21 protein-coding genes are annotated in these 26,234 nt (G+C 55.1%); 11 read left to right on the forward strand and 10 right to left on the reverse strand.

Annotation, left to right across the window (positions count from 1 at the left end; genetic code table 11):
* Both epsC and G6R38_RS08445 read right to left on the reverse strand, forming a co-directional pair.
* Nucleotides 1–936 (reverse strand): serine O-acetyltransferase EpsC, encoded by a 936-nt coding sequence (gene epsC, locus G6R38_RS08440; protein ID WP_166822798.1) that lies wholly within the window; start codon nt 934–936, stop codon nt 1–3.
* Between the two features lie 162 nt (nt 937–1,098).
* Nucleotides 1,099–1,389, reverse strand: a complete 291-nt coding sequence (locus G6R38_RS08445) for a hypothetical protein (protein WP_166822801.1) — start codon at nt 1,387–1,389, stop codon at nt 1,099–1,101.
* A 151-nt stretch (nt 1,390–1,540) separates the two neighbouring features.
* On the opposite strand from G6R38_RS08445, the gene G6R38_RS08450 reads away from it, so the two are divergent.
* From G6R38_RS08450 to G6R38_RS08470, 5 genes are all read left to right on the forward strand, one after another.
* The gene (locus G6R38_RS08450; RefSeq protein WP_166822804.1) at nt 1,541–2,875 is read left to right on the forward strand and encodes an HD-GYP domain-containing protein; all 1,335 of its coding nucleotides are present in this window, start codon (nt 1,541–1,543) and stop codon (nt 2,873–2,875) included.
* Nucleotides 2,876–2,925: 50 nt separating this feature from the next.
* On the forward strand, nt 2,926–3,738 hold the full coding sequence (locus tag G6R38_RS08455) for a CPBP family intramembrane glutamic endopeptidase (protein ID WP_166822807.1): 813 nt from the start codon (nt 2,926–2,928) through the stop codon (nt 3,736–3,738).
* Between the two features lie 77 nt (nt 3,739–3,815).
* Nucleotides 3,816–4,334, forward strand: a complete 519-nt coding sequence (locus G6R38_RS08460; protein ID WP_166822811.1) for a 3'-5' exonuclease — start codon at nt 3,816–3,818, stop codon at nt 4,332–4,334.
* A gap of 50 nt (nt 4,335–4,384) precedes the next feature.
* Nucleotides 4,385–4,825 (forward strand): bis(5'-nucleosyl)-tetraphosphatase, encoded by a 441-nt coding sequence (locus G6R38_RS08465; RefSeq protein WP_166822814.1) that lies wholly within the window; start codon nt 4,385–4,387, stop codon nt 4,823–4,825.
* A gap of 47 nt (nt 4,826–4,872) precedes the next feature.
* Nucleotides 4,873–5,361 (forward strand): hypothetical protein, encoded by a 489-nt coding sequence (locus tag G6R38_RS08470; protein ID WP_166822817.1) that lies wholly within the window; start codon nt 4,873–4,875, stop codon nt 5,359–5,361.
* Nucleotides 5,362–5,424: 63 nt separating this feature from the next.
* On the opposite strand, the gene fbaA is transcribed toward G6R38_RS08470, so the two are convergent.
* Entirely contained in the window at nt 5,425–6,456 is a 1,032-nt protein-coding gene (gene fbaA / locus G6R38_RS08475; RefSeq protein WP_166822820.1) for a class II fructose-bisphosphate aldolase, read from the reverse strand.
* 224 nt (nt 6,457–6,680) lie between these two features.
* Here fbaA and G6R38_RS08480 point away from each other — a divergent pair, with 224 nt between their 5' ends.
* From G6R38_RS08480 to G6R38_RS08500, 5 genes are all read left to right on the forward strand, one after another.
* Nucleotides 6,681–7,832, forward strand: a complete 1,152-nt coding sequence (locus G6R38_RS08480; RefSeq protein ID WP_206028508.1) for an AraC family transcriptional regulator — start codon at nt 6,681–6,683, stop codon at nt 7,830–7,832.
* A gap of 97 nt (nt 7,833–7,929) precedes the next feature.
* A complete protein-coding gene (locus G6R38_RS08485) occupies nt 7,930–12,462 on the forward strand; it encodes a PVC-type heme-binding CxxCH protein (protein WP_166822823.1) in 4,533 nt (1,510 codons plus the stop codon).
* Nucleotides 12,455–13,999 (forward strand): twin-arginine translocation signal domain-containing protein, encoded by a 1,545-nt coding sequence (locus G6R38_RS08490; protein ID WP_166822826.1) that lies wholly within the window; start codon nt 12,455–12,457, stop codon nt 13,997–13,999. Before G6R38_RS08485 ends, G6R38_RS08490 begins: the two co-directional genes overlap by 8 nt.
* A 90-nt stretch (nt 14,000–14,089) precedes the next feature.
* Nucleotides 14,090–16,753 carry a hypothetical protein gene (locus tag G6R38_RS08495; protein ID WP_166822830.1) on the forward strand — a complete coding sequence of 888 codons (2,664 nt, stop codon included), beginning with the start codon at nt 14,090–14,092 and terminating at the stop codon, nt 16,751–16,753.
* Between the two features lie 286 nt (nt 16,754–17,039).
* Nucleotides 17,040–17,276: a hypothetical protein gene (locus G6R38_RS08500; RefSeq protein ID WP_166822833.1), complete on the forward strand. Its 237-nt coding sequence runs from the start codon at nt 17,040–17,042 to the stop codon at nt 17,274–17,276.
* Nucleotides 17,277–17,763: 487 nt separating this feature from the next.
* Here G6R38_RS08500 and G6R38_RS08505 read toward each other — a convergent pair whose 3' ends face one another.
* The 7 genes from G6R38_RS08505 to G6R38_RS08535 form a co-directional block, all read right to left on the reverse strand.
* Entirely contained in the window at nt 17,764–18,831 is a 1,068-nt protein-coding gene (locus G6R38_RS08505) for a metal ABC transporter permease (RefSeq protein ID WP_166822837.1), read from the reverse strand.
* The gene (locus G6R38_RS08510) at nt 18,821–19,708 is read right to left on the reverse strand and encodes a metal ABC transporter permease (protein ID WP_206028509.1); all 888 of its coding nucleotides are present in this window, start codon (nt 19,706–19,708) and stop codon (nt 18,821–18,823) included. The genes G6R38_RS08505 and G6R38_RS08510 overlap by 11 nt, the downstream gene beginning before the upstream one ends.
* On the reverse strand, nt 19,705–20,439 hold the full coding sequence (locus G6R38_RS08515) for a metal ABC transporter ATP-binding protein (protein WP_166822840.1): 735 nt from the start codon (nt 20,437–20,439) through the stop codon (nt 19,705–19,707). Before G6R38_RS08515 ends, G6R38_RS08510 begins: the two co-directional genes overlap by 4 nt.
* A gap of 109 nt (nt 20,440–20,548) precedes the next feature.
* Entirely contained in the window at nt 20,549–21,511 is a 963-nt protein-coding gene (locus G6R38_RS08520; protein WP_166822843.1) for a metal ABC transporter solute-binding protein, Zn/Mn family, read from the reverse strand.
* Nucleotides 21,512–21,777: 266 nt separating this feature from the next.
* The gene (locus tag G6R38_RS08525; RefSeq protein ID WP_166822846.1) at nt 21,778–22,653 is read right to left on the reverse strand and encodes a hypothetical protein; all 876 of its coding nucleotides are present in this window, start codon (nt 22,651–22,653) and stop codon (nt 21,778–21,780) included.
* 149 nt (nt 22,654–22,802) lie between these two features.
* Nucleotides 22,803–23,732, reverse strand: a complete 930-nt coding sequence (locus G6R38_RS08530) for a DUF1559 domain-containing protein (protein WP_166822849.1) — start codon at nt 23,730–23,732, stop codon at nt 22,803–22,805.
* A 166-nt stretch (nt 23,733–23,898) separates the two neighbouring features.
* Nucleotides 23,899–24,327, reverse strand: coding sequence for a hypothetical protein (locus G6R38_RS08535; RefSeq protein ID WP_166822852.1), 429 nt, complete (start codon nt 24,325–24,327; stop codon nt 23,899–23,901).
* Nucleotides 24,328–24,559: 232 nt separating this feature from the next.
* Between G6R38_RS08535 and G6R38_RS08540 the strand changes: the two genes are divergently transcribed.
* Nucleotides 24,560–26,209 carry a hypothetical protein gene (locus tag G6R38_RS08540; protein WP_166822855.1) on the forward strand — a complete coding sequence of 550 codons (1,650 nt, stop codon included), beginning with the start codon at nt 24,560–24,562 and terminating at the stop codon, nt 26,207–26,209.
* Nucleotides 26,210–26,234 lie beyond the last annotated feature (25 nt).

Below are 26,234 nucleotides of genomic sequence, written 5' to 3' on the forward strand. Positions count from 1 at the left end.
TCACCCTGCTTCGCGGAAACGAAGGTTGGGTTTTTCGATCGTGACAACCGTATTCGCGGGGACACTCTTCATGAGAGACACGCTCGCCCCGATCACCGAATTGCGACCGATAATAGTGTCTCCACCAAGAATGGTGGCGTTGGCGTAGATCACCACGTTTTCCTCAATCGTCGGATGACGTTTCTGGCCGCGAATGATTTCGCCGTTTTCGTCTTTCGGGAAACTGAGTGCGCCCAACGTCACACCTTGATAAACTTTCACACCGGCGGCGATATCGCAGGTTTCACCGATGACCACACCGGTCCCATGGTCGATGAAGAACGACGGGCCGATATTCGCCCCCGGATGGATGTCGATGCCGGTCCGCGAATGGGAGCATTCCGCCAGGATTCTCGGAATCAACGGAACATCCAACTCATACAGCCGATGAGCCATGCGATGAATCGTGACCGCCTCGAAACCGGGATAGCAGAATATGATCTCGTCGAGCGAACGTGCCGCCGGGTCACCATCGAGAGCGGCTTGAGCATCCGTCGAGAGTAATTGTCGCATCTCCGGAAGCGACTCCAAAAACGCGATTGCCTTTTTCTGGCCCTCGGCTTCGAAGTCAATTTTCCGTTTTTGATCGCACTGGACACCGTGCTCCAAGTCATACGCGTGACGGAGGGCTCGACAGATTTGCACCGTGAGTCGGTCGTGCAGGTTGTCGATCAAGTTGCCGACATGGTACATGACATTGCCCATGTGCAGATTCTCCCGCCGACGATAGCCAGGAAAGAGAATCTCCTTGACGTCCTCTCCAATCTGGATGATGGCATCGATATGCGGTAGCGGACAGTGTCCGAGGTGGTGAGTCGCTCCTGTTTCGAGATAGCTCTCGACAATTCGATCGGTCAATTCCGGCAACTGCTCTTTCAGGCGGACATCGGTCGCCATGCGTCTGACTCCTAGACCTGCTACGGTCCTTTGAGATCTGCGGTGGATGCGGAAAGTTTGATGGCTAAATCGACGACTTCAAAACCGAACCGGTCGCGAGGAAATCTCTACCGTGTGAATCCTCAGAACGGCGTCTTCAACAACTCGAGTTCGTCCGTCATTTTACCGGAAGGCGGCGACAAAGTGGACACACAAGTCCCGCGGAAGTTCGTAGGGATCGGGGGAACTCTGGCGGGTATCGGCATCCTCGTCTTTCCGTTTATCGGGATTCCTGGTATTCCACGCAGGCTCGTCATTGGTCTCGCAGCCGGTTTTTTCGGCATTGTTCCCCGTCGGCCAACCAATTTTGCGAACTTCCTCTATGTTACCGAATTTGTGTCGTCGAATTCGAGCTGGTTCGTGGAGCAATTCCGGCTGTCGACGCGATTTGCGATAATCTTGAGTCTTTTTCACGATTTTCCTCGACCACGATGGCAAAGTTTGCCGATTAGAGAAACCGGGCCATTTCGAACTTGGCCACGCGACGATTGTTCTCCAATGTTTTGGGTGCGAGTACCCAAAGAAGACCGTGGGTCTGCCACGAGATCGTGAAAGCGGAATGCGAATGATCGATACAAACGACTGGGTGTTCCCCGGAATCTCCGCCAGTGAATTGCAAAACCGGGTTGTCTCTCATCGGATGCGACTCTCCGACGACGAACGAAACGAACTGGCGAATCGGTATCACATTTTGCGTCGATCTTTCGGGCGATTGAGTCATCGCTGGACACCATTGTTGGAAGACCCCCATTGCCCGGTTCGACATGAACCGGCGTTGAATCGGTTGGCCAAGGAAGCTATTGGCACCTCGAAAGTGGTCTACGCGGAACTCAGTCGGATCAAAGGGGCTCACGACGACTGTCTGCCCGCTCATGTGCTGTCTTCGTTGCTCGACTGGAATTCTCTTCAGATCGGTCGCCTGGAAGCGCAGACGAAGTTGTTGACGGCTGCGAAGACGACCATGAAAACTCTGGGGACACAGTTGGCGTTGATCGCTTCTGGTCGGCAGGAGTCCTTCGCCGAGTTGGCAAGTCTATCACGGAGCCTATTGATCGATTTGCGATGGCGGCCTCAGATCGAGAGTGTGCTTCCCGATCCGGATACCGAACTTGCCAAGAGTTACCCCGATGCCGAAGAGCACCCGACACTCAGTCACGCGGCGGCGATCGGTTGGGAAACAGCCCGCGTAACCGCATGGATGATCCATCATGGTTTGGTGGCTGAGGGGCGAGCGGTCTGCGGTGATCTGGATGCCGGTTTGGTGGTGGCGGCTGCGTTGTTGCAAGACGTTGGCCTCATCCGTTTGGAACGCAAATTTCGTCTTTCCCCGGAAGAAATTCGAGCCAAGCATTGGGAAGACTACAAGCAACATCCGATTTACACCGTGGCGTTGTCGTCGCAAATTGCTGACCTGCCGGTTGAATTGTGTCGTGCACTCGGTCAGCACCATGAACGTCTTGACGGAACCGGTTATCCGCGGGGACCGGAAACGGGTCGGATGTCGGTCATCGCTCAGTTTTTGGCCATCGTCAACCGCTTTCGCAGTTTGGTGCATCATGTTCCAGATGATGTGGCGGACATCGAACGATTCGATCCCTCGTGGCGATATTGTGCCGCCGCGGCCCGACTCTACGATGAGGCCCAACGCGGTTGGTGGAACACGGAATTGGCGAAGCAAATTGGTGAACTGCTCGATCCCGAATTGCCATCGGCGGTGGATCGGTCATTGGATACGGGAATGCCGGTTGATCTGGGCGTCATTGCCCGACGCCGCTGGAAGCTGCACGTGCCGCACCGCGATTTGGGCAAACCACACATCGAACCGGCCACATTTCCCACGCAGAACGATGGTGGTTGGCGAACCACCGCGTCGGCCGTTCCCCAGCAACGTTCGGCGTGAGCAACGCATTCCGTTTGGTTTGATCATTCCATTCAACAGGACGCATCTCGATGGTGAGTGCGGTACCCACAATTTCGTCCATGGAGCCCGCCAACGAGTATTGGGATCAAACCCGCCGACCGTTGGTTTGTCTCGTGTTCCTGCTGCCGGTCTTGGTTGTGTACGAGATCGGCGTGCTATGGCATTCCAATCCTGAAAACGACGTCCGCAACGGAGCCGATGCTTGGATGCGGTTAGGGTTGGAACACGTGGGGGTGCAATTTCATTGGCTCGTCCCGATCGCGATCGTCTTCGCATTACTCGCTTGGCATTTCGCTATTCGAGATCGTTGGCGGATGTCGCTGGATACGTTGCTGGGAATGTTCGCGGAAAGTTTGCTGTTCGCGTTCTTGCTCATTGTGTTCGGTCAAATGCAGAACTTGGCGTTTGAACGACTGATGCCAACGGACGCCGTTTCGATCCCGGCTCCCAGTCTTTCAATCAAGGCCAATGTGCCGACTCAGGAAACGCCCGCAAACGCGATCGGTTCGACGGCCATCGCAGTGACATACCTGGGAGCGGGGATATACGAGGAGTTTCTGTTCCGATTGTGCTTGCTTCCGGCACTCTATGGATTGGCTCTTCTGACACGCATGCCAAAACGCTGGGCGGCGGTGTTTGCGGTGCTGGTGACGAGTCTCCTTTTCGCCGGTGCTCATCACGTTGGACCGATCGGGGAACCGTTCGCGATTTTTCCGTTCGTCTTCCGCTGCACGGCGGGGTTGGTGTTCTCCGCATTGTTCGTTCTCCGAGGCTTCGGCATCACCGTCGGTTGTCACGCCGCATATGACTTGCTCGTCGGGGTGTTGTTGGTGGTGATCTGACGGCTGAAAAATCGGGTGTCACCGATCGTGTAGGGCAACAAACTCTCTTCATTATTGTTGCAAGCGGAGACATCAAAATGCCGTACGTCATGGTCGATATCGAATCCGACGGACCGATTCCAGGGGATTATTCGATGGTCTGCTTCGGTGCCGTCGTTGTGGAACCCGGTTTGAGTCGGACGTTCTACGGTCGTCTCCGACCGATCTCTGAACAGTTCATTCCCGAGGCCCTTGCCGTCAGTGGATTCTCACGCGAGGAGTGTTTGGCCTTCGACGAACCGACAACCGTGATGGAAAAATTCCGCGATTGGCTGAGCACGCTTGGCAAAGGTCGGTTGATGTTCATCTCCGACAACAACGGATTCGATTGGCAATTCATCAATTGGTACTTCCACCATTTCCTTGGTGAAAACCCGTTCGGTCATAGCTCGCAGAACTTGGGTTCTCTGTATAAAGGTTTGGCGAAAGACACGTTCGTCAACTTCAAACACCTGCGGAAAACCCTGCACACACACGACCCCGTCGACGATGCCCGAGGCAACGCCGAAGCGCTGCTACAAATGAAAGACATGGGGCTGAAAATCAGCTTCTCTTGACGCTCCTAACTCGATTGACGCAATTGACAGATCCATTTTGAGGATGCTCGATGCCTAAGAAGCCGTTTGCGAAAAAGAGATCCTGCGGGGTGATTTTGTTTCGTCGTCAGCCGGAGTTGGAGTTCCTGCTGATGATTCATCCGAAACGGTTGGATTTGCCGAAGGGCCATGTTGATCCTGGTGAAACGGATTTGGAGTGTGCCCTGCGGGAGATGGAAGAAGAAACCGGTGTGCCCCGATCGGCGGTGAAAATCGATGACCAGTTCCGGTTCGAGGAACAGTATTTTCCACCGTACAAGCGTTACGGCGAACCGGTGGAGAAAACGCTCGTCATCTATCTTGGTTGGTTGCTTGAAGATCGTCCGATTATCGTGACCGAACACGATGGTCATCAATGGTTGCCCTGGAATCCACCGCATCAGTTGCAGGAACAGACCATCGATCCGCTACTCGCAGCGATTGCAGAATACTTCGATGCGGACGAAGATTGAACAAGAACGACCATGGAAAATCAGTGATTCAATCGGAGGGAACTTTGATGAAGTCTTTCATCGCTATCTGGGGCATTCTTGGACTCATCACATTGTCCGAATCAGCCACCTACGGACAGAACACAGAATCGAATGCTCGGAACGAACGTGTTGCGGCGCCAGTCGTCTATCAGGATTTGATGTTAATTGTTTCAACAAAGGCCGGTGTTGCAGCGATTGACTTCGACAAGGCGATTGAAAAGGGAATCACGTATCGCTACCGATTCTGCCCCACGGACTCCGTTGAGGAGCAATGTGGTACTGGTAAAGTCTTCGAGAAATATCGACGTTTTCAGAATATGATCGGAGCAACTCGACTCGTCGACGATGGTAGTCAGCTTTGGATTGAAGCGGATGAGATTCGCTTGGAATGGTCGTTCGGGGGTCCTGACCGCGGTTGGGTTTACTATTCTCCCGAGAATACTCGGGTGCAAATTGCCAGCTCGAAAAAGTTCGCCGAGTTGCAACTCAGTCGATTTGCCCACCCGAACAAATAAAAAAAGTGAGGAAGAAAAATTCCTTCCTCACTTCTCAGTGAATCTGACATTGTCTGTGTCAAATCAGACCTTGCCGAAGATCGTGTTCCCGCTGGAACGTAAGCCGTCGCATGCGGCGGCCATACGGTCGGTGACACCTTGTTCGGCTTTCTTGAGGTAGCTACGCGGATCGTAGACTTTCTTGTTACCGACTTCACCTTCGATCTTCAGCACGCCATCGTAGTTCTTCATGATGTGATCGACGACAGGGCGCGTGAACGCGTATTGGGTGTCGGTGTCGATGTTCATCTTCACGACGCCGTATTCCAGTGTGGCTTGCAGGTCTTCAACCGAAGTGCCCGAGCCGCCGTGGAAGACGAGATCGAACTCGGCCTTTTCACCGTACTTCTGCATGACGGCGTCCTGGCCTTTCTTCAAGATATCTGGACGCAGTTTGACGGAACCTGGTTTGTAGTGGCCGTGCACGTTGCCGAAGGTGGCAGCAAACATGTATCGACCCAACCCGTCGAGAGCTTCATACACTGCCAACATATCTTCGGGTGTGGTGTAGAGTTTGTCAGCGGGTTGATCGGAGTGATCCACGCCGTCTTCTTCACCACCGACAACACCGGCTTCGACTTCCAGAATGATTTCATTCGCCGCACACAGCTTCAGCAACTCTTTCGAGAGGGCGATGTTCTCGTCCAATGGCAATTCGGACGCATCGAGCATGTGCGATTGGAACAGGTTCGGCAAACCCGCTTCGCGACGCCGTGCGGTTTCCTGGATCAGCGGTTTCAGGAAGCCGTCCACTTTGCCGGGTTGGCAGTGGTCGGTGTGGAGGGCGATCAGTACATCGTACCGTTCGGCCAATCGGTGACAGGCTTCGGCGAGCACGATTGCCCCGAGAACCGCATCGTTGTTGCTAAGACCGGAGGCAAATTGCCCGCCACCGGTGGAGACTTGAATGATGCCGTCGGACTTTTTCTCCGCGAACGCTTTGAGTGCCCCGTTCATGGTGGTCAACGAAGTCACGTTCATGGCGGGGTAGGCGTAACTACCTTGTTGAGCCGCGTCCAACATGGCGGCGTATTGAGCGGGTGTTGCAATTGGCATCGAAAAAATCCTGTTCGGCAAGAAATCACGGAAGAAAAATCGGACCGTCTCGGAGACAAACGGGGCGCGGACCGTCCTCCCGGAACGTTTAGCCGCAGTGTTACCAAGTCCGTCAATCATTCGCAAGTGACTGCTGCGGCTTCCTGGATAAACCCGTGTCATATCAATGAAAACCGATTGATTGGTCGGTCTCTATTTCCCATTTTCACGCTACAATCGACGGCATGAAACGACGTGTTGTACTGATTATCGAAACTTCCAGCGTTTACGGACGCGATTTGCTGTCGGGAATTGTGCGGTTCATGCGGATGCATGATGACTGGTCTGTTTTTCTGGAACAACGGGATCTCTGGAAACAGCCGCCGTCGTGGCTTCCTCATTGGAATGGTGATGGAATCATCTCTCGGGTGACCACGCCAAAACTGTTAGATGCCGTTGAGAAAACCGGCGTTCCGCTGGTCGAAGTCACCGATCGGCATGGCGAATCCCATTTGCCGCAAGTTCGGTCTGACGATGCTGCAATCGGCCGAATGGCGGCGAATCACCTGGTGGAGCGTGGATTCCGACGGTTTGGATTTTGTGGGTTCCGTGGTGAGGCATGGTCGCAACGTCGTGAGGAAGCGTTTGCTACGGTGGTTGAACGTCACAGCGAAACTGAGTGTGCACGATACAACACCCCTTGGCATGGTCCCACGGCCTTGTCTTGGGAGCAGGAACAAGAACAGATTGTCGAATGGCTGGACGGTTTCGAGCAGCCGTTTGCGGTCATGGCTTGCAACGATATCCGTGGTCAACACGTCATCGAAGCCTGTTCGAAGATCGGTGTGTCCGTGCCGGAGCAAGTCGCGGTGATCGGTGTCGACAACGATGAATTGCTTTGCCGAGTTTGTTCGCCGCCGCTTTCGAGTGTCATTCCGAATGCGGAAGCCGTCGGGTATCGGGCGGCGGAGGTGCTCGCGGAATTGATGAGCGGAGATAACAGCCCTCCGCGTACCGAGATCATCGAGCCGCTTGATGTTGCCACCCGTCAATCGACTGATGTGGTCGCCATTCAAGATCGGGACATTGCCTCAGCCCTGCGATTCATCCGGGAGAATGCGTGTCGCGGAATCAGCGTCGACGAAGTCGTGCGGAACAGCGCGGTCTCTCGTAGCACGTTGGAACGCCAAGTTCGCAAATACCTCGGACGCACACCGCAAGAAGAAATCCGGCACGTGCAAATCGGACGTGCTCGCGAGTTACTGCTCACGACCGATTTGCCAACCGAACGCATCGCCGGACTGTGTGGCTTCGAGCATTCGGAATATTTCCACGTCGTGTTCAAACGCATCACCAAAACGACGCCCGGTGAATTCCGACGACGAAGTTCCGGCTGACGGTTTGCGTGTCGCGAGGAAGTTGGCAGAATGAAACGCATCAAAACGCGTTGAACCATCATCGGGAACTGTCAAAAGAGACGTTCGGAAGAACCTCATGAAACTTGCTTGCTTTTCTTTCTTGGTTGGCTGGGTGTCCCTTGGGTTTGGACTCGGCTTGTCGATCCCGTCTGTGTCCGCAGCGGGAACTCGTCCGAATGTCGTGTTGATCATGACGGACAATCACGGGGCGTGGACGCTCGGATGTTACGGTAACGAAGACATTCGCACGCCGCAGATTGACCAGATGGCTCGCGAGGGCACACTGTTCACGCAGGCGTTTTCGTCGAATCCGGTGTGCTCTCCGACGCGGGCGACGTACCTCACCGGCTTGATGCCTTCACAACATGGCGTGCATTGTTTTTTGCGTGGTGGGCGACTGCAAACCGGTCCAGAGGCACGGAACACACTCGGTGAATTCACATCGCTCCCGGAGATTCTTGATGAAGCCGGTTATGCATGTGGACTCGTGGGCAAATGGCATCTCGGTGGGAACATATCGCCACAGGAAAAGCTCGATGACTACTGGATCACCATGCCTCACGGCGGAACGAGCACTTTCTACGGTGCGAAGATCATCGAAGACGGCAAACAGCGAAACGAACCTGAATACTTGACTGACTTCTGGACGAAACACGCCGTTCGATTCATCGATCAACAAGCGGAATCCGAGAACCCGTTCTTTCTGTTTCTCTCGTATAACGGCCCTTATGCACTGAGTCGCCTGTTGTTGCGTGAGGGGCAAAATCGACACGCCGAGTATTACGCCGACAAACCACTACCGTCGTTTCCGCGTCAACCGGCGCATCCTTGGCAGTATCACAATCTCGATTACCACAACAATCCAGTCTCCATCCGACGGGTGGCGACGGAAGTCAGCGGGGTCGATGACGGCGTCGGTCGCGTGCTAGATACGCTGCGAGAAAAGGGAATCGAAAAGAACACCGTCGTCATCTTCGTGGCCGATCAGGGATGGAGCGGCGGACACGGGGGCTACTTCGGCATGGGCGATCACACTCGTCCCGTCACCGCCGACGACGAAATGATGAAAGTCCCCATGATCTGGCGACATCCCGGTCACATTTCGTCAGACGCGAAATCCAATGTGCTGATCACGAACTACGATTTTCTGCCGACGCTGTTGGGGTATCTCGGCATGTCCGATCAGTTGCCGAACGATCCTCCGCTTCCGGGGCGTGACTTCTCGACAGAGCTGACAGCGGCGAACTCGACTTCGGTTGAAGATGAAGCGGTCTTCTATGAGTTTGAACGATTGCGGTGCATTCGGACGCGAGATTGGAAGTACGTGCATCGGCATCCCAACGGGCCGCATGAGCTGTACCACCTGACGAACGACCCCGATGAATTCACGAACCTCGTGACTTTCGAGGAATACGAAGACACACGCGAGATGTTGAAACAACGTCTTGATGACTACTTCAAGAAGTATGCCGAACCTCGCTATGACATGTGGAACGGCGGTGGATCGCAGACGGCGATTTACGTGGGCATCGACGAGGAACGAGCTCAAACGGAAGACATTCTCCCACCGGCATTGCCGAAGGATTTCCAGCCCGTTGAGATATCCGTGCCGGACGGTTTCACGGTCGAGCTGGTTGCCGGTCCACCATTGGTCGAACATCCGACTTTTGCAACGTTCGACGATCGTGGTCGTCTCTTTGTTTGTGAAAACGCCGGTGTGAATCTCTCCGCCAACGAACTTGAGGAACAGCTACCAAATTCCATTCGTCTGCTCGAAGACGTGGACCAGGACGGCCGCTTCGAAAAAAGCACTGTCTTCGCCGACAAAATGACATTTCCTATGGGCGCTGCTTGGCATGATGGTGCGTTGTATGTCGCCTCACCGCCGAACATTTGGCGACTCGAAGACACCGACGACGATGGTGTGGCCGACAAGCGAGAGAAACTCGTCAGCGAGTTTGGCTACACCGGCAATGCGGCGAGTATTCACGGTCCCGTGTCCGGTCCCGACGGCCGGTTGTATTGGTGCGACGGTTATCATGGCCACACGTTCGAGAATGAAGACGGTGAAGTTACGAGCCAACGGGAAGGTTCGTATTTGTTTTCCTGTCGGACGGACGGCAGCGATGTACGGATTCACTGCGGCGGCGGAATGGACAACCCGGTCGAAGTCGATTTCACGCCCACCGGTGAGATGCTAGGGACCGTCAATATTCTTTACACTCGCCCGCGTGTCGATGCTCTTGTGCATTGGCTCTATGGCGGTGCGTATCCGCATCGCGAACGCGTGCTGAAAGAACTGCAAACCACTGGTGATCTTCTCGGCCCGGTTCATGAGTTCGGACACGTGGCGGTATCCGGGACGATGCGGTATCGCTCGGGGATTCTCGACCACCGTTGGCGAGACAACTTCTTCGCGACGTTCTTCAACCAAGGCAAAGTCGTGCGGTTGGAACTGTCACCCAACGGGTCGACGTACGAAGTCCGACAACGGGAATTCCTTGCGAGCGAGAACCGGGACTTTCATCCGACCGACATCGTCGAAGACGCCGACGGCAGTTTGCTCGTGGTCGACACCGGTGGCTGGTTCTATCGCGGTTGCCCAACTTCGCAGTTCGCCAAGCCCGATGTGCTCGGGGGCATCTATCGGATTCGCCGTCAGGGGATGACCGCATGGGATGACCCAAGCGGCAACGACATTGATTGGAATTCCTTGACCCCCGCGGAACTCGTCAAACTCCTCGGCGATCGGCGACCGGTTGTGTGGGAACACGCGATCAATGAGTGTGCGAAACGTTCTGCGGAAGTCACCGGGTTACTAGCCAGCACAATCCGCACACGTGACATCCGACTGCGTTACGGAGCGGTCTGGGCGTTGACGCGGATGCATCCGAAGACCCCCGCGATTCGTTCCGCCATTCAAACGGCACTGACCGATCGTGATCCCGGTGTCCGAGCGGCGGCGTGTCGCAGTTTGGTCGCCGATCCCGATCCGTCGGCCTTCAAGCAACTCAGCCGTTTGGTCATCGACGACGAACCTACCGTCCGTCGCGTCGCAGCGACAGCACTTGGGCGGTTGGGCGATCGGCAAGCGATTCCGGTACTTCTGAAATCACTCGCGAACCCCGTCGATCGGGCATTGGAACACGCATTGACGTTTGCGTTGATCGAAATCAACGATGCGGACTCGATGCGGAAAGCACTCACTAGCAGCGATCCCAACGTTCGCAAGAACGCATTGATTGCTCTCGATCAAATGACCTCCGGCGAATTGACCGAAGCCGAAGTGGTCACGCAAGTCGAGTCCGGCCATCCCGCGATTGAGCGTGTCGCTGCTCGCATCTACGCACGGCATTCCGACTGGACAGAACACACGGCGACCGTCGCCGGTCGCTTGCTTTCCGACCCGGCTCAACTGTCGGCCAATCAGGATGTCGTTCGTCGTCTGCTATCGCGGTCGCTGAACGATCCGCAAGTGGTTCAACTGATCGGCGAGCAACTCAGTCGCCCCGACATTCCAAGAGAGTTGCAATCATTGTTGCTCTCAGTGATGACTACTCGAACTAGCACTGAAGCGGCTGAGGCATGGGCTCCCGCGTTGGACTCCTTGCTCGCCAGCGATGATCATCAAAGCGTTCAAGCGGCGATTGTCGCTGTTGCTTCGATGAAGACGAATCGGTTCGACAAGCGACTGCAACAGATCGAAACCGATTCGGATCAACCAATTCTCCTCCGAGTTGCAGCGAAGGAAGCCCGCTCCGGAAAACGTGGGCACCTCACTGACAAATCGTTTCAGTTGCTAACGAAAGCCCTGGAAGACAACCCTTCGCAAGCGTTGTCGATCGCTCAGAAAATCGGAACCACGTCACTCAGCAAGCCGCAACTGCTGCAATTGACTCGCGTGTTTCCGCAGGTCTCGGCAAGCGTATTGAGCGAATTGATCCGACCTTACGCGAGGACTGGAGATGCGGAGGTCGTCCAGCAATTTTTGAACGGTATCAGCCGAGCCGAGCAGGGAGCAAAACTTTCGGCAGTGCAGTTTTCGGATATCATCAAACGCTATCCGCAAGATTTGTTGCCTCAAGCGAACAAGTTGCTCGATCGTATGCGGCAAGCCGAGCAAGCCAAACTCAACAGGCTGGATTCGCTCATTGCGTTACTCGATGACGGAGACGCGGCACGCGGACGAGTCTTGTTCGCAAACGAAAAAACAAAATGCGTAACGTGTCACCGAGTCGGCACAATGGGTGGGAAGATCGGTCCTGATTTAACCACCATTGGAGCCAACCGGTCGGCTCGCGATTTGTTGGAATCGATTGTCTTCCCCTCGGCAAGCATTGTCCGAGACTACGATTCCTACCGTATCGCCACCAGTGACGGGCAAGTTTATGCTGGCCTCATCGTACGGGAAACCGATGCGGAACTTGTCATCCAACAGCAAGCCGGCGATCCCGTGACCATTGCCCGTGACGACATCGAAATTCTTTCGCCCAGTGATGTGTCCATCATGCCAAAGGGATTGGAGGAAAATCTTTCCGGCCAGCAGCTCGCCGATCTCGTTGCCTACCTCCGAAGTTTGCAGTCAAAGAAAGTGGATCAGAATGACTGAGGAAGCCAATCAATTCAGCCGCCGTGATGTTCTGAAAGGTGGCCTGGCGGCACCGCTGGCGTTGGCGACAGGACAAGCGGCCCAAACAAGTCCTGCAACCCGTTCCATAATTCAGCAGGAAAATGCCCGCCCCGGCACGACCGATTGGCAACTCACGCGGGTGCGAACCAACTCGGGACCGTACCGGACCACATTGATCGAAGGCTACTGTTCCCATCAGTCGATCGAAGCCGGGGACACCCTTTCGATCTACGTGAGCACAGACCCGGTCCGTCGATTCACAATCGACATCTATCGCATGGGATTCTACGGTGGCAACGGGGCGAGACACGTCACAAAGCTCGGTCCGTTGGTAGGCGAGACACAACCGGTCCCGCAGATTGGCCCGTTACCCGGCCGACTTCGAGAGTGCGAATGGTCTCCGGCTGCGGAAATCAAAATCCCTGAAGATTGGGTGAGCGGGGTCTACCTCGGCAAATTGACAACAATCCCGGAGTCCGCCTCGGATCCGTATTGGCAGAGCTACATCATTTTCATCGTTCGCGACCGACGACCAGCGGAAATCCTATTCCAATGCAGCGACAACACGTGGCAGGCTTACAATCGCTGGCCGGTGAACGAATCGCTCTACACGCATCCCGATGGTGCCCATGCTCCCGGGGTGACGGTGAGTTTCGATCGGCCGTATGGCAAGTACGTGCAGATTTTCGATCATCCATTGTCGATCGGGTCGGGCGAGTTTTTGTTGTGGGAATACCCCTTGTGTTACTGGTTGGAGCAACACGGTTACGATGTCACCTACGGTTCCAATTGCGACACAATGAACCCCCAGTTTTTGACTCGCTGCAACACGTTTCTCAGCGTGGGACATGACGAGTATTGGGACGTGCGACAATACTATGCCGCCGAGTCCGCGATTCAAAATGGTGTCAACTTCTTATGGCTTTGTGGCAACTCCGTGTTCATCGACTCGCCTTTCACAGCGAATTCCCAAGGAAAAGCCGACCGACGGATTTCTCGTGCCGGTTGTTATGGTCCGCTCCGGCAAGACGAAATTGAATCCTATTCCTCGCTGTTTGCCGGTTTGCAAAGCACAGCACCGGACGAGCGAAAAATCATGGGAACGCGAAGCGTTGTTCCGTTCAACGGTGGCGGCGATTGGACTTGTACCAAGCCGGAGCACTGGGTGTTCCAAGGGACGGGCATGAAGCGAGGGGATTCGATTCCTGGCCTCGTTGGTTGGGAACATCATGGAGAACCAGACCCGGACCGAGCGGGCTTGGAAGTACTCGCCGAGGGGCCCATTTGGTCTGGCGGCGTGCGAGAAGGTGCCTATGCGGCGACGATTTTTCCTGGTCCGAAGAACAACTTCGTTTTCAACGCGGCCAGCATCTTTTGGTCACAGGGGCTGAGTTCACCACCCGGCCACATCTTGCCTTGGTCGCACGGTAGTCGTCCACACGGACCCGACACCCGCGTCCAACAAGTCACTCGAAATTTATTGGACCGCGCTGTGGCGAACTCGAAGCCGAGTTGATTGCCGAAGACTCGATTCCCGGGGGGCATCCGTTTAAGCTCGGAACAAATGACGACATCGTTCTTCTTGTTCCGCGCACACGAGAGCCCCATGATGGACCGAAAGCGAATTTACCGAGTGCTGGGATGGTTTGTTCTGGCATGCACCATCCCAGCGGTTGCGAACGCCGACTCCATTTGGATCGAGGGGGAAAACCCTCAGAAGAAAACCGTCACGAAACACGGTTGGTACGACAACGTTCGCAAGGATGGGATGTCGGGCGGGGAGTGGTTGTCGCATTACGACAAACGGCGACCGGGAATCGCGACGTACAGTTTTACGGCTGAAAAGTCTGGCGAGTACACATTTTGGTGGCGGGGCAATGTTCTGCTGTCCGAGGTGGCTTACCAACTGAACGGTGGTGATTTTGCCACAATGAGTCTTCGCGACAAGCGTGGCCAGTACCAAGTGTCGCCCAATCCCGATCACCGCGCACTTGCGTGGGTCAAAGTCGGTTCCCTGCGTTTGCGACGTGGCAAGAATTCGCTGACGATCCGCTTCCAGAGCAAGGTGGCCAATCACGGCGGGACCGATGCGATTCTCCTGGACGACACCGGCTTTGTCCCCAGCGGCATCCGAAAACCCAATGAAGACATTGCCGCCAAACCCGATGAATGGTTTCCTGTCGTCTTCGATACCGATCGGTTTTCCGCCGATTCGGTGATCGATATGTCGAAGTACATCGAAGCACCCGCCGGTCAACATGGGTTTCTCAAACGTGATGGCGATGCTCTTCGGTTTGAACATGCCAAACAGCCGATCAAATTTTGGGGCTGCGGTGCGAATGTCTCCATTGGTCGTTTCACGCGGGAACAACAGACGACGCGGATCAAGTATCTTTGCAAGCATGGCGTGAACATGGTGCGGCAACACCCGTTGTTCGGCGAAGTCGGCCCCCTCCAAAACGGACGGTTCGATGCAAAACGAATTGACGAATTCGATTGGTATTTTGCTGAGCTCAAAAAGCACGGGCTCTACATGACCTGGTCGGTGTTCTACCCGCTCACGATCGGCCCCAACGATGGCTATGACGCAAAATTGTTCGCCGAACTCCCAGATGCAGGACGCGGACGCAAACGCACGTATGGCTTGGTCAACATCGAACCAAAGCTACAGGAATTGCAGTGGGACTACGTGAAAACCTTGCTCCTGCACAAGAACCCGTACACCGGTTTGCGATACATCGACGACCCCGCTCTCGCCGTCTTGGAAACGCACAACGAAGATTCCATCTTCTGGCATTTTCCGCTTGGTGATTTACGAGACCCTAAAAAGTTCCCGCTGCACTCGAAACGCTTACGCCAAAAGTTTTTTGCATGGGTGAAACAGAAGTACGGCTCCGAAGCCGCCACAAAACAGGCGTGGGGACGGCTGCGACGCGGCGATTCCTGGCAGAACGGTGAACTCGAACTGATGGGAGCCTACCACTTCGGCGGTGATGGCCCCGCATACGATTTCAAAGGCCAAACGAAACGGGCAGGGGATTTCATCGAGTTTCTGGCACGACTTCAGAAAGACTTCTACGAGCGTCGTGAAGGACAACTCCGCGATTTAGGTTACAAGGCCGTCACCGTCACAACCGCGTGGAAAGCGGGAGGACCGTCCGCGGACCCGGCGAACTTGTGGACCGATCTCGCTGCCGACATGATCGACCGACACAACTACTTCGGTGGCGGCAGCGGTGGGCACCACATCGCTGAGGGGGCCGTCCGGAACGAATCGCACCTCAGCCGTCCCGGTGGCGGATTGCTGGCGATTGGGCTGTATCAAGTGGAGAACCGACCGTTCTCCTGCACCGAATGGACACAGCTTCCGCCGAACCAATGGAAGGCCGAAGCGGCTCCGTTGATGGCATTTTATGGAATGGGGTTGCAGGGATGGGATGCATCGTATCACTTCAGTAGCAGTCGTGCGTACCCGGGCGATGGTTGGCCAAACCTAAGCAGTTACGTCACGGATACCCCGCATTACATCGGTCAATTCCCGGCATTGTTTTTTGCCCTTCATCATGGGCACATCGAAGAAGGCCCCGTCGTCGCTCGCCGCACGTTGTCCGAAGCGGACCTATTTGCCGGCACCGATCCGCTGCATCAAGACCTTTCCAGCGGGCATGATGTGAAAGATGTCGGAGACAACGCAGGCACATCGCCCACGGCTCTAGCTGTTGGCCGTGTCACAATCGATTTCGACAAAAACGCGACGGCGGTGAAGTCTGATCTCTCACGGAACTGGAATCGAAACGAAAAAACCGTGCGGTCCGCGACGGGGGATTTGAAGTGGGATTACGATCGCAGATTGGTGACGATTCAAGCCGAGAAGACGCAGGGAGTCATCGGACGAATGGGCGGAGAGTCAATCGAACTTCCCGGCGTCACCGTTGCCGTGCAAACTCCGTTTGTGTCACTGTTGTTCACACCGCTCGACAACCAACCGTTGGCCGCGTCAACACGAATTCTGATCACCGCAATGGCCCGCGACCAACAAACAGGGACAGAATACTCTGCGGATGGCACGCAACTCAAAACCATCGGTGGTCCACCACTGCTCATGGAACCCGTACAAGCAGGCATCCTTTTTAAAGGATCGAAGCCGAAACGAGTCAATGTGTTGGATGTCTACGGCGTCCCGACGGGGAAAACAGTGCCAACAGACGCGAGTGGAAAATTTCACATCGATGGTCGTTTTCGTACCTACTATTACGAAGTCGAACGCTGAAACACGTGGGAAACCGACTGTTCCGTCGTCTAATTCGCTAGTCCCTGGACCCGAAAAACCTTGGAGGCTCGGCGTTCGGGGTGTCGATAACAGCGACTCCCACAGGAGCATCAACACGACAAAAATTTGACCGAGAACGTCATCTTTGGTATACTTAGGCCAATACCATTTTCGACATCAAACGCCGGCCTCCCGGCGTTTTTGCTTTTTCGCCGCTTGCAGCGGTTCCATGGGGAATCGTGCTGTTTGCTCGGGTCGGCTCCGAGCGTAACCGATAGGAGTTTATATGTTTCGTTGTGAAAAATGTGATCACGTCGTCGAACCCGGTACACCGGCCCAGCAACTTGTTGTGCAACGACGTACAGTAGAGTATCCTGAGCGACGAGAACCCCTGTCCCGACGTCCTGGACGAGCGCACCGCGAAAAAACGGTCGATAAAGGGGGCGAGGGACGAGAAATTGTCCGCGAATTGAAAGTTTGTCCCGATTGTGCCGCCCAAACCGAACCGGCAATGGCTGGCTAACACGGGCAAATCCAATCTTCGATTTTCCCGAAGCCGTGAGGTCTTTTACCCCTCGCGGCTTTCTTTTTGCGCTGACGTTGCCGTGTCATCGCATGGATGTCAGCCAGGAAGCAATTAATCGCGGACGGACAGTAACGCGACTACCACCGACGCTGATTCAGCCCGATGTGGTTCTGGGGCCGAGGTTGTCGCCCGGGATTTACGGAAGATCGCTGCGACCGACTAGCACATACGGATTTTTGGAGCGTCGTTAGGAAGTGCACGAGGCGTCGCGTTAGTTCGAGGGCCACACCCCCGACGAAGACCAACACGCATACCGTTTGCCAAAACTGTGTGTCCATAACGATTTGTGTTTCCTGAGTCACGAGAAATCGTCGATTCCTTCAACGATGTGAGAGAGCTTCGTCAGGCAGGTCGCGTCAGTCCAAATAGCGACCGAGTATTCACCCTACGGGACAGGAGAAGTGTACAAGAAAGTGAACATGTGCTAAAATGCTTGTTGCAACCGATCATGGGCTTTCTGAGTCAGTTCCAGGTCCGATCCGGTCTCCCGAAGAAACCCAGTCTGGATCAATCGTTTCAAACAGCGGGTCAGTGAGGACTGGGGAACCTTCAGGCCTGATAGGTCCCGCTGAGCATCATGGGCGATAAACTCTAGGATCAGTAGTTCGATTGTTTGCGATCGCTGGCGGATTCGTCGCAATCGGGTCGCGATGAAACCCCGTCGCGGAGCAAACGCAAAGATGATCAGGAACATCACGCCGGAAAACGAAGCAATCGGGCCGGTCGGTGAGACGTCCATGTTCATTGCCAGATAGAACCCGCCAATCGAACTGACGGTGGCGACGATCCCGGCAATCACCAGGAGTCGGCCGAGGCGGTCCGTCAGCAGATATGCGGCTGCGGGTGGGGCAATCATCAGTGCGACGATCAAAATCGACCCCGCCACATCGAAAGCGGCGACGGTGGTCATCGAAACCAACCCTAGCCATGCAAATTGAAGCAAGGCAGGACGCAGGCGGAATCGTTCTGCCAGAATCGGGTCGAAAATGCTGATCTTCAGCTCTTTGTAGGCCAGCACGATAAACGCCACCACCAGAGCAAGCATCACACACATCACAACGCAGGACCGTGGACCCAAGTCCATGCCGCCGACAATCAAACGGTCGAGCGGAGCCAACGCCAAATTTCCGTCGATGATGCAGTCCGCGTGAAAGTGTGTGTTCCGCAGCTTGGCACTGACGATCAGAATACCCACACTGAACATGCCGGCGAAGACAATCCCTAAAGCGGCATCGTCGTCGACGAGACGGGACCGCTCGATGAGTTGAGTCAGCCACACCATGACCATTCCGCTCACGGCGGCCGCGAAAATGAGGATGGGTGAGTTGTAGTCGCGAATGAACACGAACGCGAGCACTAATCCGGGAAGCACTGCATGACTAAGTCCCTCGCTGACCATCGACTTGCGATTGACGAGCAACAAGCTCCCGCACAACGCGCACGTGATGGAAGTGACCGTCGCGATCGCCAATGTCCAAAGCTCAATCGACAATGCTTCGTCTCCTCCAGAGGATGCCCCGTCTGGGGGCAAACAGGATCGAAAAGATAAAGACAATTGTGACAAGCACCACAATCACCGGTCCGGTGGGGAGATGAGTACCCAGGGCGCTAATCAGTGCCCCGCTTGCTGCACAAACAGCACCAATGATCGATGCCAATGCGACCATCCGACCGAGATGATGAGTCCACTGGCGTGCCGCCGCTGCCGGGGCCACGAGCAACGAAATCATCAGGACCACACCGGCAATTTGCAGTCCAATGACGATGCCGATCACCATCAAACAGAGCATCAGTAATTCCAGACGCTGAACTGGCAAACCGATACCGGCGGCGTATTCCGGATCGAACGTCAGGACCTTCAAACCGGACCATGCAATTAGCATGGCCATCAATGCAATGGCTCCGAGGAGGCCAATCATCCAAAGGTCTTTGCTCGTCATGGCAGCGGCCATTCCGAACAAGTACCCGTCCAAGCCACTTCGACCAGGAATCGGTGGCTGAGCCCGTTGCAACCAGCGAAGCAGCATCATGCCAGTGCCGAAGAAAATCGCGAGCATCACGCCCAAACCAGCGTCTTCTTTGATTCGAGTTTGCCCCGTCACGGCTTTCGTCAACAAGAGTGAAGCCAGACCGGCAACGATGGCCCCGGGAATCAGGACCCAAAGCGATTTGTTCCCGACTCCGGTGACGAGGTACACGCCCCAAAACGCGACTACAATCCCCAATAGCGTCGAGTGCGCGACAACGTCGCCAATCAGACTTTGTCGACGCAAGTACGCGAAACACCCCAGTGAGCCGCTCACCGCACCGATCATCGCGCTGCCGGAGACAACCACTTGTACGGTATAGTCGTTCCAAAACGCATTCACGACTTCCGCCCCAACAGTTGCATCCCGGCGACTCCGTACGCGGTTTCGATGTTCTCCGCGGTGAACGTGGTTGGCGTATCACCACACGCAATCAACTTGCGGTTGAGTAACACGACATGATCGAAGTATTCGGCGACCGTCGTTAAATCATGATGGACCAAAACGATGGTGTTCCCGGCATCTCGAAGTTGGTGAAGCAGTTCGATCAGCATGTTCTCGGTGCTAGCGTCCACCCCGGCAAACGGCTCGTCCATGAGATAGATCGAAGCCCGTTGAACAAACGCCCGAGCCAGGAAGACACGTTGCTGTTGGCCTCCGGAAAGCTCGCCGATTTGTCGGTCCGCGAACTCTTCCATTTTGACTTGCCGCAATGCTTCCCAGGTGGCTTCGCGTTCCTTTTTTCCGGGACGCTGAAACCAACGCAGACGACCGTAGGTTCCCATCATGACCAAGTCAAACACGCTCGTCGGGAAATCCCAGTCGACCGTATTTCGTTGGGGGACGTAGCCGATTGCGTTGGCGTCGAATTTGGCCAGCTCATGCAAATTGACCTGGCCGGACAGTTTCGGAACCGTCCCTAAGATCGCCTTGAGAAACGTGCTTTTGCCGGCACCGTTCGGGCCGAGAATCCCTGTCATCCCAAACTTCGGGATGCTGACGTCGACGTTCCAAATCGCCGGTTGGGCACCATACGCGACGGTGAGTTGATGAGTTTGGATTGCTGTTTCCATCGGCCGCCAACTGGAAGCATATTGTCATCAAACCTGCACAATCCGGCTGATGACTTTTGAAAGATGACACGTCGCGAGACACAACTTATCGGAGATTGTTGATCGAACGCTACCCACCAGCTAACGATTTCGTAATCAGATTGATATTCGCTTCAAATGCACCGAGAAACGTGTCGAGCGGTGGCTCGCTGCCCAAATCGTCCGAGTGGAGCGGTTGGTCGGCGATTTTGACGGACCAGTCTCGAGCTGCACATGCTTCTTGAAGTGCCTCGGTGACTTTCGGGTTGGTGATCGTTTCGAGAAAGATCACCGGAACTTTACGTTCCGAGACAAGTTCCGCCACTTCACGCATGGTTTTCACGTCGGCTTCCGCATCGTTGCCAATTCCAAGAACGGCAACCGATTTGAAACCATAGACTTTCGCGAAGTAGTTGAAAGCATCGTGCGCACTCACAATGACCCGGCGTTTTTCGGGGATTTTCGCAAACTCCTCCAGGGCCTTCTTGTGCAGCTCCTCGATCTCTGCGACGTACTTTTCCCCGTTGGTTCGGTAGAGTTCTTCGTTCTCCGAATCGATTTTGACAAGTTGCTCGATCAAACCCGATACACAAGTGGACCATGCAGGTAGATGGTTCCAAATATGGGGATCAAACGGTGCCTCGGGATCAATTTCGCCATCCTCCATCCAATCCAATCGAGCTTCTTCTGGAAAAACGCTTCCCATCGACCAGGACTTGTCACCAAACTCATGATGCAGGAGGTCGTGAAGCTTCGCTTCCAGATGGAAGCCATTGAAGAAGATGGCGTCGGCCTCGGACATGGCTTGGACATCACGAGGACTCGCCGAATAGGAGTGCGGATCGATTCCCGGTCCACAGAGCAACTTGATTTCAACGTCCGCACCTTCGGAGATGCGATTCAATGCGTCGTAGACATGGCCGGTGGTCGCGACCCAGTGTTGCTTGCCGGAACCGTCTTTGCCTGTGCCCGTATGATCCGAAGAACTCGACGAATTGCAGCCAGTGGCAAATGCCAGGAACAAACAAAACGTCAGATTGAAAACTCTCACCATTGGTGTTCACGTCCTACTTCTTATCATAACTCTTGACATTGCGTCAATGTTGTTGAGATTCAGTCTCAATAGCAGGTTGATTGTTGATATATTGGCTTGGGATGTCAACGGTCGCTCTGTTGGATTGTGAACTTTTTCCGGTCTGACCAATCGAAGACGCGGCGTTTGGAGCGATCTTTTGACCCTGCAAAAAGAAAGGGTGACCTCGGCGAGACTTACCAAGATCACCCATATGTGTGCTAGTGGGTACCGAGTCAACTAACGATTCAGCGGCCAAGCATTCGACCAAAACCATTCGCCAAGGCTTGTGTGTTGGCTTCGAAATGCACCATCCAGGTGACAAACCAGTTGTTGTCCTGAATGTTGGTGACCGCCTGCGTTCGGTAGAGTGTGGAAGCGACACTGGTGGAAATTGCGTAGCCATCCGCGAATGCCACTCCGGCTTTGGCTTGGCCGCGATATCCCCAAAGGCTTTCCATTTCATCGTTGACGGGTGGTTTGGCACGGAATGCATTGGGAGCGGGTGTACCCGCTGGGAACCGCACGATATCCGCATCCGCCCAACCCACGAGTCCTTCGAAACTGGCACCGACGAAACACTCCGGTCCGGTTTCGTTCACCGGATAGAACATAAACGTCGCCTCTGGCCCGATACCGAATGCGTAGGAATCGAGGGCATCGACTTGGAACGGTGAGTAATTCGGATTGGGCAAAGCGATGTTCGACCCCGTCGGATTACTGGGGTTTGCCTGGATTGCCCGACCGCTCAAGGGAGCGTCGTCGGACTGAGAAAACGTGGCGTACTCGAAACTGCCAGTCCAGCCGAGGAACAACCGACCGGAATCAAGCGGTTTCTTCAACGTTGGGTGATGCCACGCAATGCGGGTGGCGAATCCCGTGTCTGCGACCTTGTCGAACAGACCGGCGGTCGGCGTAATCGTCCCGAAGCTGATGTCAGCGACCAACGGGGGTTCCCAATTCGCATCGAAGTACGTTTCGGGGTGATCGAGTCCCGTGGGGTCCATTGAATACTGACCCGGCGGGGAATAAATCAGAAAATGTCCCTGTGCCCGCGCTTCGGTTGAGAGCAGCGACAACAGCAAACCGACCCCAATCGACCAACCGAGAACAATTCGTTGCATGGAACGACCTCGCAATGCGCGCATGGCGGGCGCGATCCATCGCAACAGCCCGCCCGCGCTGAGAATGACAGTATCGAGTGTATCGTCATCACGGGTCGTATCGGTTGACCGAAATTCACTGCTTCTAACGAAGCCACCAATTTGGACGATCAGAAGTCGCCCACAACCTCACCGCCCGATCGCGTCGCGAGAGCGTTGTAGACATCGGCATCGATCGTTTCGCTGATGGCTCGCACCGATCCGTCACCTAACGCGAACTGGCAAATGCCCGCATGAGGAGCCGACAATCCTTTGTCGTCGGTGCCGGGTTGATTGGGGCGGAACTGTGTTTCGAACAGCACCATATGTCCGTGGTCGTCGGCCGGATCACCCACATCCCGTACCGCAGCCGACCATGCGGTTTCAAATACCGAATGCCCACCGCTGGTCGTGCCGGGCAACGGTCCGTTTGTGCGTTCGCCGAGGAATAGCGTCGAGGTGAGTCCGTCGGTGATGTCTCGCAGTCGCGTCGGGCTGTTGCGATAGAAGACGCCCTGACTTTGCAATGGGGTATCGTCCAAATTGACGGAAGCCGTCGATGGGCCCCAATTCGCCGCGTAACTGGCGGTGGCGTACTGTTCGATCGGGGTGCTGGAATCGTCTCGGACGACGAAGTTGCCTTCCGAATACGGATCGGACGGGCACAAGAATACCGACAGATGCGTCTCTCGCGGCACTTGCTGACTGGGATCGAACACGGGAATTGTGTAGTCGAACTGATCGTACAAATTCGTCTGTTCCAGTTGTGGCAGCAGCATCAATCCCCACGAGAAGCCCATTTGATTGGCACCGGAGCCGGAGGAATCGAATTTGTGCAGATACCCTGGTGGAAGGGTGCGGTATGTCGATTCGTAATTGTGCATCCCAAGTGCCAATTGCTTGAGGTTGTTCTTGCACGCCGATCGACGCGCGGCTTCGCGAGCCTGTTGAACCGCCGGCAAGAGCAATGCAATCAAGATGGCGATAATGGCGATGACCACTAACAATTCGATCAATGTAAATCCGCGCGGATGGCGGACCTGGGAAGACTGAGAATTCATAGAAACTCCTCGTCGCGCACCCTGCGCACACTTCACGGTGTCGCTGGCGGCGATAAAAACGGAAATGGATCGTCCACCCCTATCGGGGGACGGAACGCGCACGTCGGACGGAAAATGTCCGTCGTGAATCAAGTTGAACAAGGCCGCAAGAATTGCGGTGGCAAGTTCAAATCCATTTCGGAGGAGGCAGCAACGGACGTTCGGGCAGTCGTCCGTGTGTGGGGGAATCGCATTCCACTTGCGGTGTGGAATTCACCGACCAACGGAAAGAATCACGACTTGCAAGCAGGCCCGCCAGTAGCACGAGCACTTGCAGCCATTGCATCCATGCCGCTGGTGAGGTCAAGTGATTCGAGCGGATGTTGTCATCAACGACGCCGACATGAGCGGTGTCACGATTGGGCGGATCCGTCAGAGAGAACTCGAACCAAAGAAACCGGAAGTGAGTGTGCGACGGGCCAGCTGAGACAATCTCGTCCGTTTGATGCACCCGGTGATCGTGAACATGTGGATGCGGATGATTGTGAGCGTGGGATCGTTCGCCATCCTGGTGCGTATGCCGATTCCCCGGCATCACGAATGCGGCCGCCACCATACCGATCACGACAAGACCGGCTAGTCTCCAATGGGTTCTTTGTCCGCGACTTCTCAAAATCAGTTCGCCCTTTGACCAACGAGACTGGGCACTCTACCGAGGACGAACAGTCCGGGGCAACACCTCGCGTTCAGATCGTGTTAAAAGTCTTTGGAATTCGTTGAAACCCGATTCAAAACATTTGGGTAACACTCATCAAACATCGACGCGGTCTCGCATATGGAATTCTCCCATGCATCCACTTGGGCATCATTCGCTGTTCGGTCTGTTGGGATTCCTCGTGTGGCTACCGTCGTTTGTCGAAGCCGCTCCTCCGATGGCCGCCGATTTTCTCGAATCGCCGCCGCTGATTCGAGTGGAAATCACCGAGCCGTCCCGGTTGCTGACCCATCCTCTGGTTGATCGTTTCACAACGCAAATCGCCCAAAGTGCGGAGCTGCAACGTCAGTGGAATCGTCCCGAAGCCGACCCGCTGCGGCAAGTTCTAAGTTACGCCGAACGTGTCACGAACAGAGCGGATGCTGAAGGCTTGTCCGAGTTGTTGTCCGGGCGGTTCAGTTTGGCTGTTGCCGGTCCGAAACGTTTTGTTTGGATCTATGAACTGTCCGATTCGGCGTACCAAGAACGAATCGGTTCCGAATTGGCCACGCTTGGCGTTCGGCAAACCGAAACGCCGGATATCCGCAAACTTGGTGAGATGACAATCGGATTGACGGGACGCTGGCTCATCGGCTCGCATGATCGCAACACCGTTTCCGCAGCGATGGAAAAACTGAATACTATCCGTCCCAATCAAATACAAGACGCACCAATCGTGAATCTGTGGCTCGATTGGAAAACGCTCAACGCCCTCAACAAGAAACCAGATCGGTTGCAACTCCCGGTGAAAGATGCCGGTCAACTCATCGTCTTCGGCAACTGGCTGGGGATGCTTGTGGGAACGGACGAATTGACCGTCAACGTTTCGGAAACTGAGCAAGGTTTTCAGATCGAGATTCTTGGCGACGGCGACCATGATGTCCCCAGCTCCTTGTTTGGCAACGGTGCGGAATTGGCTCCACTCTTGAATGGGCCGGGCACCCTGTGGTCGGTGAGTGGACTGCGGGATTGGTCCGGGATTTGGGGCGATCGCGAAGCGTTGATGACACCCAAAACCATCGCGGCAGCCGAGAAAGCGAACGAGCAAATCTCGCAGCAGTTCAAAGCTCTTAAGGCGGAGTTTCTCCCGACGGAACTCGCGGAGACCCTGGGGCCACAATTTCGTTGGGCGATTGCTCGGCAGCAGAATCTCGATTACCGCATCAATGAAGACAACTCTCTACCCGCCGCTGTGTTGGCGATTTCGTTGCGAGACGCTGAACGCTTCCGCAAGATCTCCGCTGGCCCGCTGCGAGCCATCAATTTCATTGCCGCCTTCGGAGAGGCAAAAATGCGGGCGGTTGCCGAAGACCATCACGGGGTGAAAATTTCCAGCCTCGCCTTCCGTGACGATGCCACGTCGATCAAAAATTTCGACCAACGATTGTTTAACCTTCGACCTGCTTGGGCCACGACGGACGATCATTTCGTCATCGGTACCACCACCGAGATTGTTCGCCAGACATTGGATGAAATTGAAACGCTTCGGTCGTTGAAACTCGATGGCAACATGGTCGCCGCTCAAGCCGGATCGTTCGCGGAATTTGCGAAAGCCGTCCGTGACTATCGGCGGACGATTGTTGACGAATCGGTTCTCAACAACGGGATTTCTCCCGACACCGCAAATTCGGAATTCGACATCATGACCGAAGCTCTCGAGAAACTCGGCACGATAGACGGCCGTCTCGAACGTTCCACGAGTGGCTTCCGTTACACACTCACGTGGAGTTCCAGCGGACGGTAGAGAATTCGTCGGCTGGGACGAAGTC

The sequence above is a fragment of the Thalassoroseus pseudoceratinae genome, from assembly GCF_011634775.1.
GTDB classification, from domain to species: domain Bacteria; phylum Planctomycetota; class Planctomycetia; order Planctomycetales; family Planctomycetaceae; genus Thalassoroseus; species Thalassoroseus pseudoceratinae.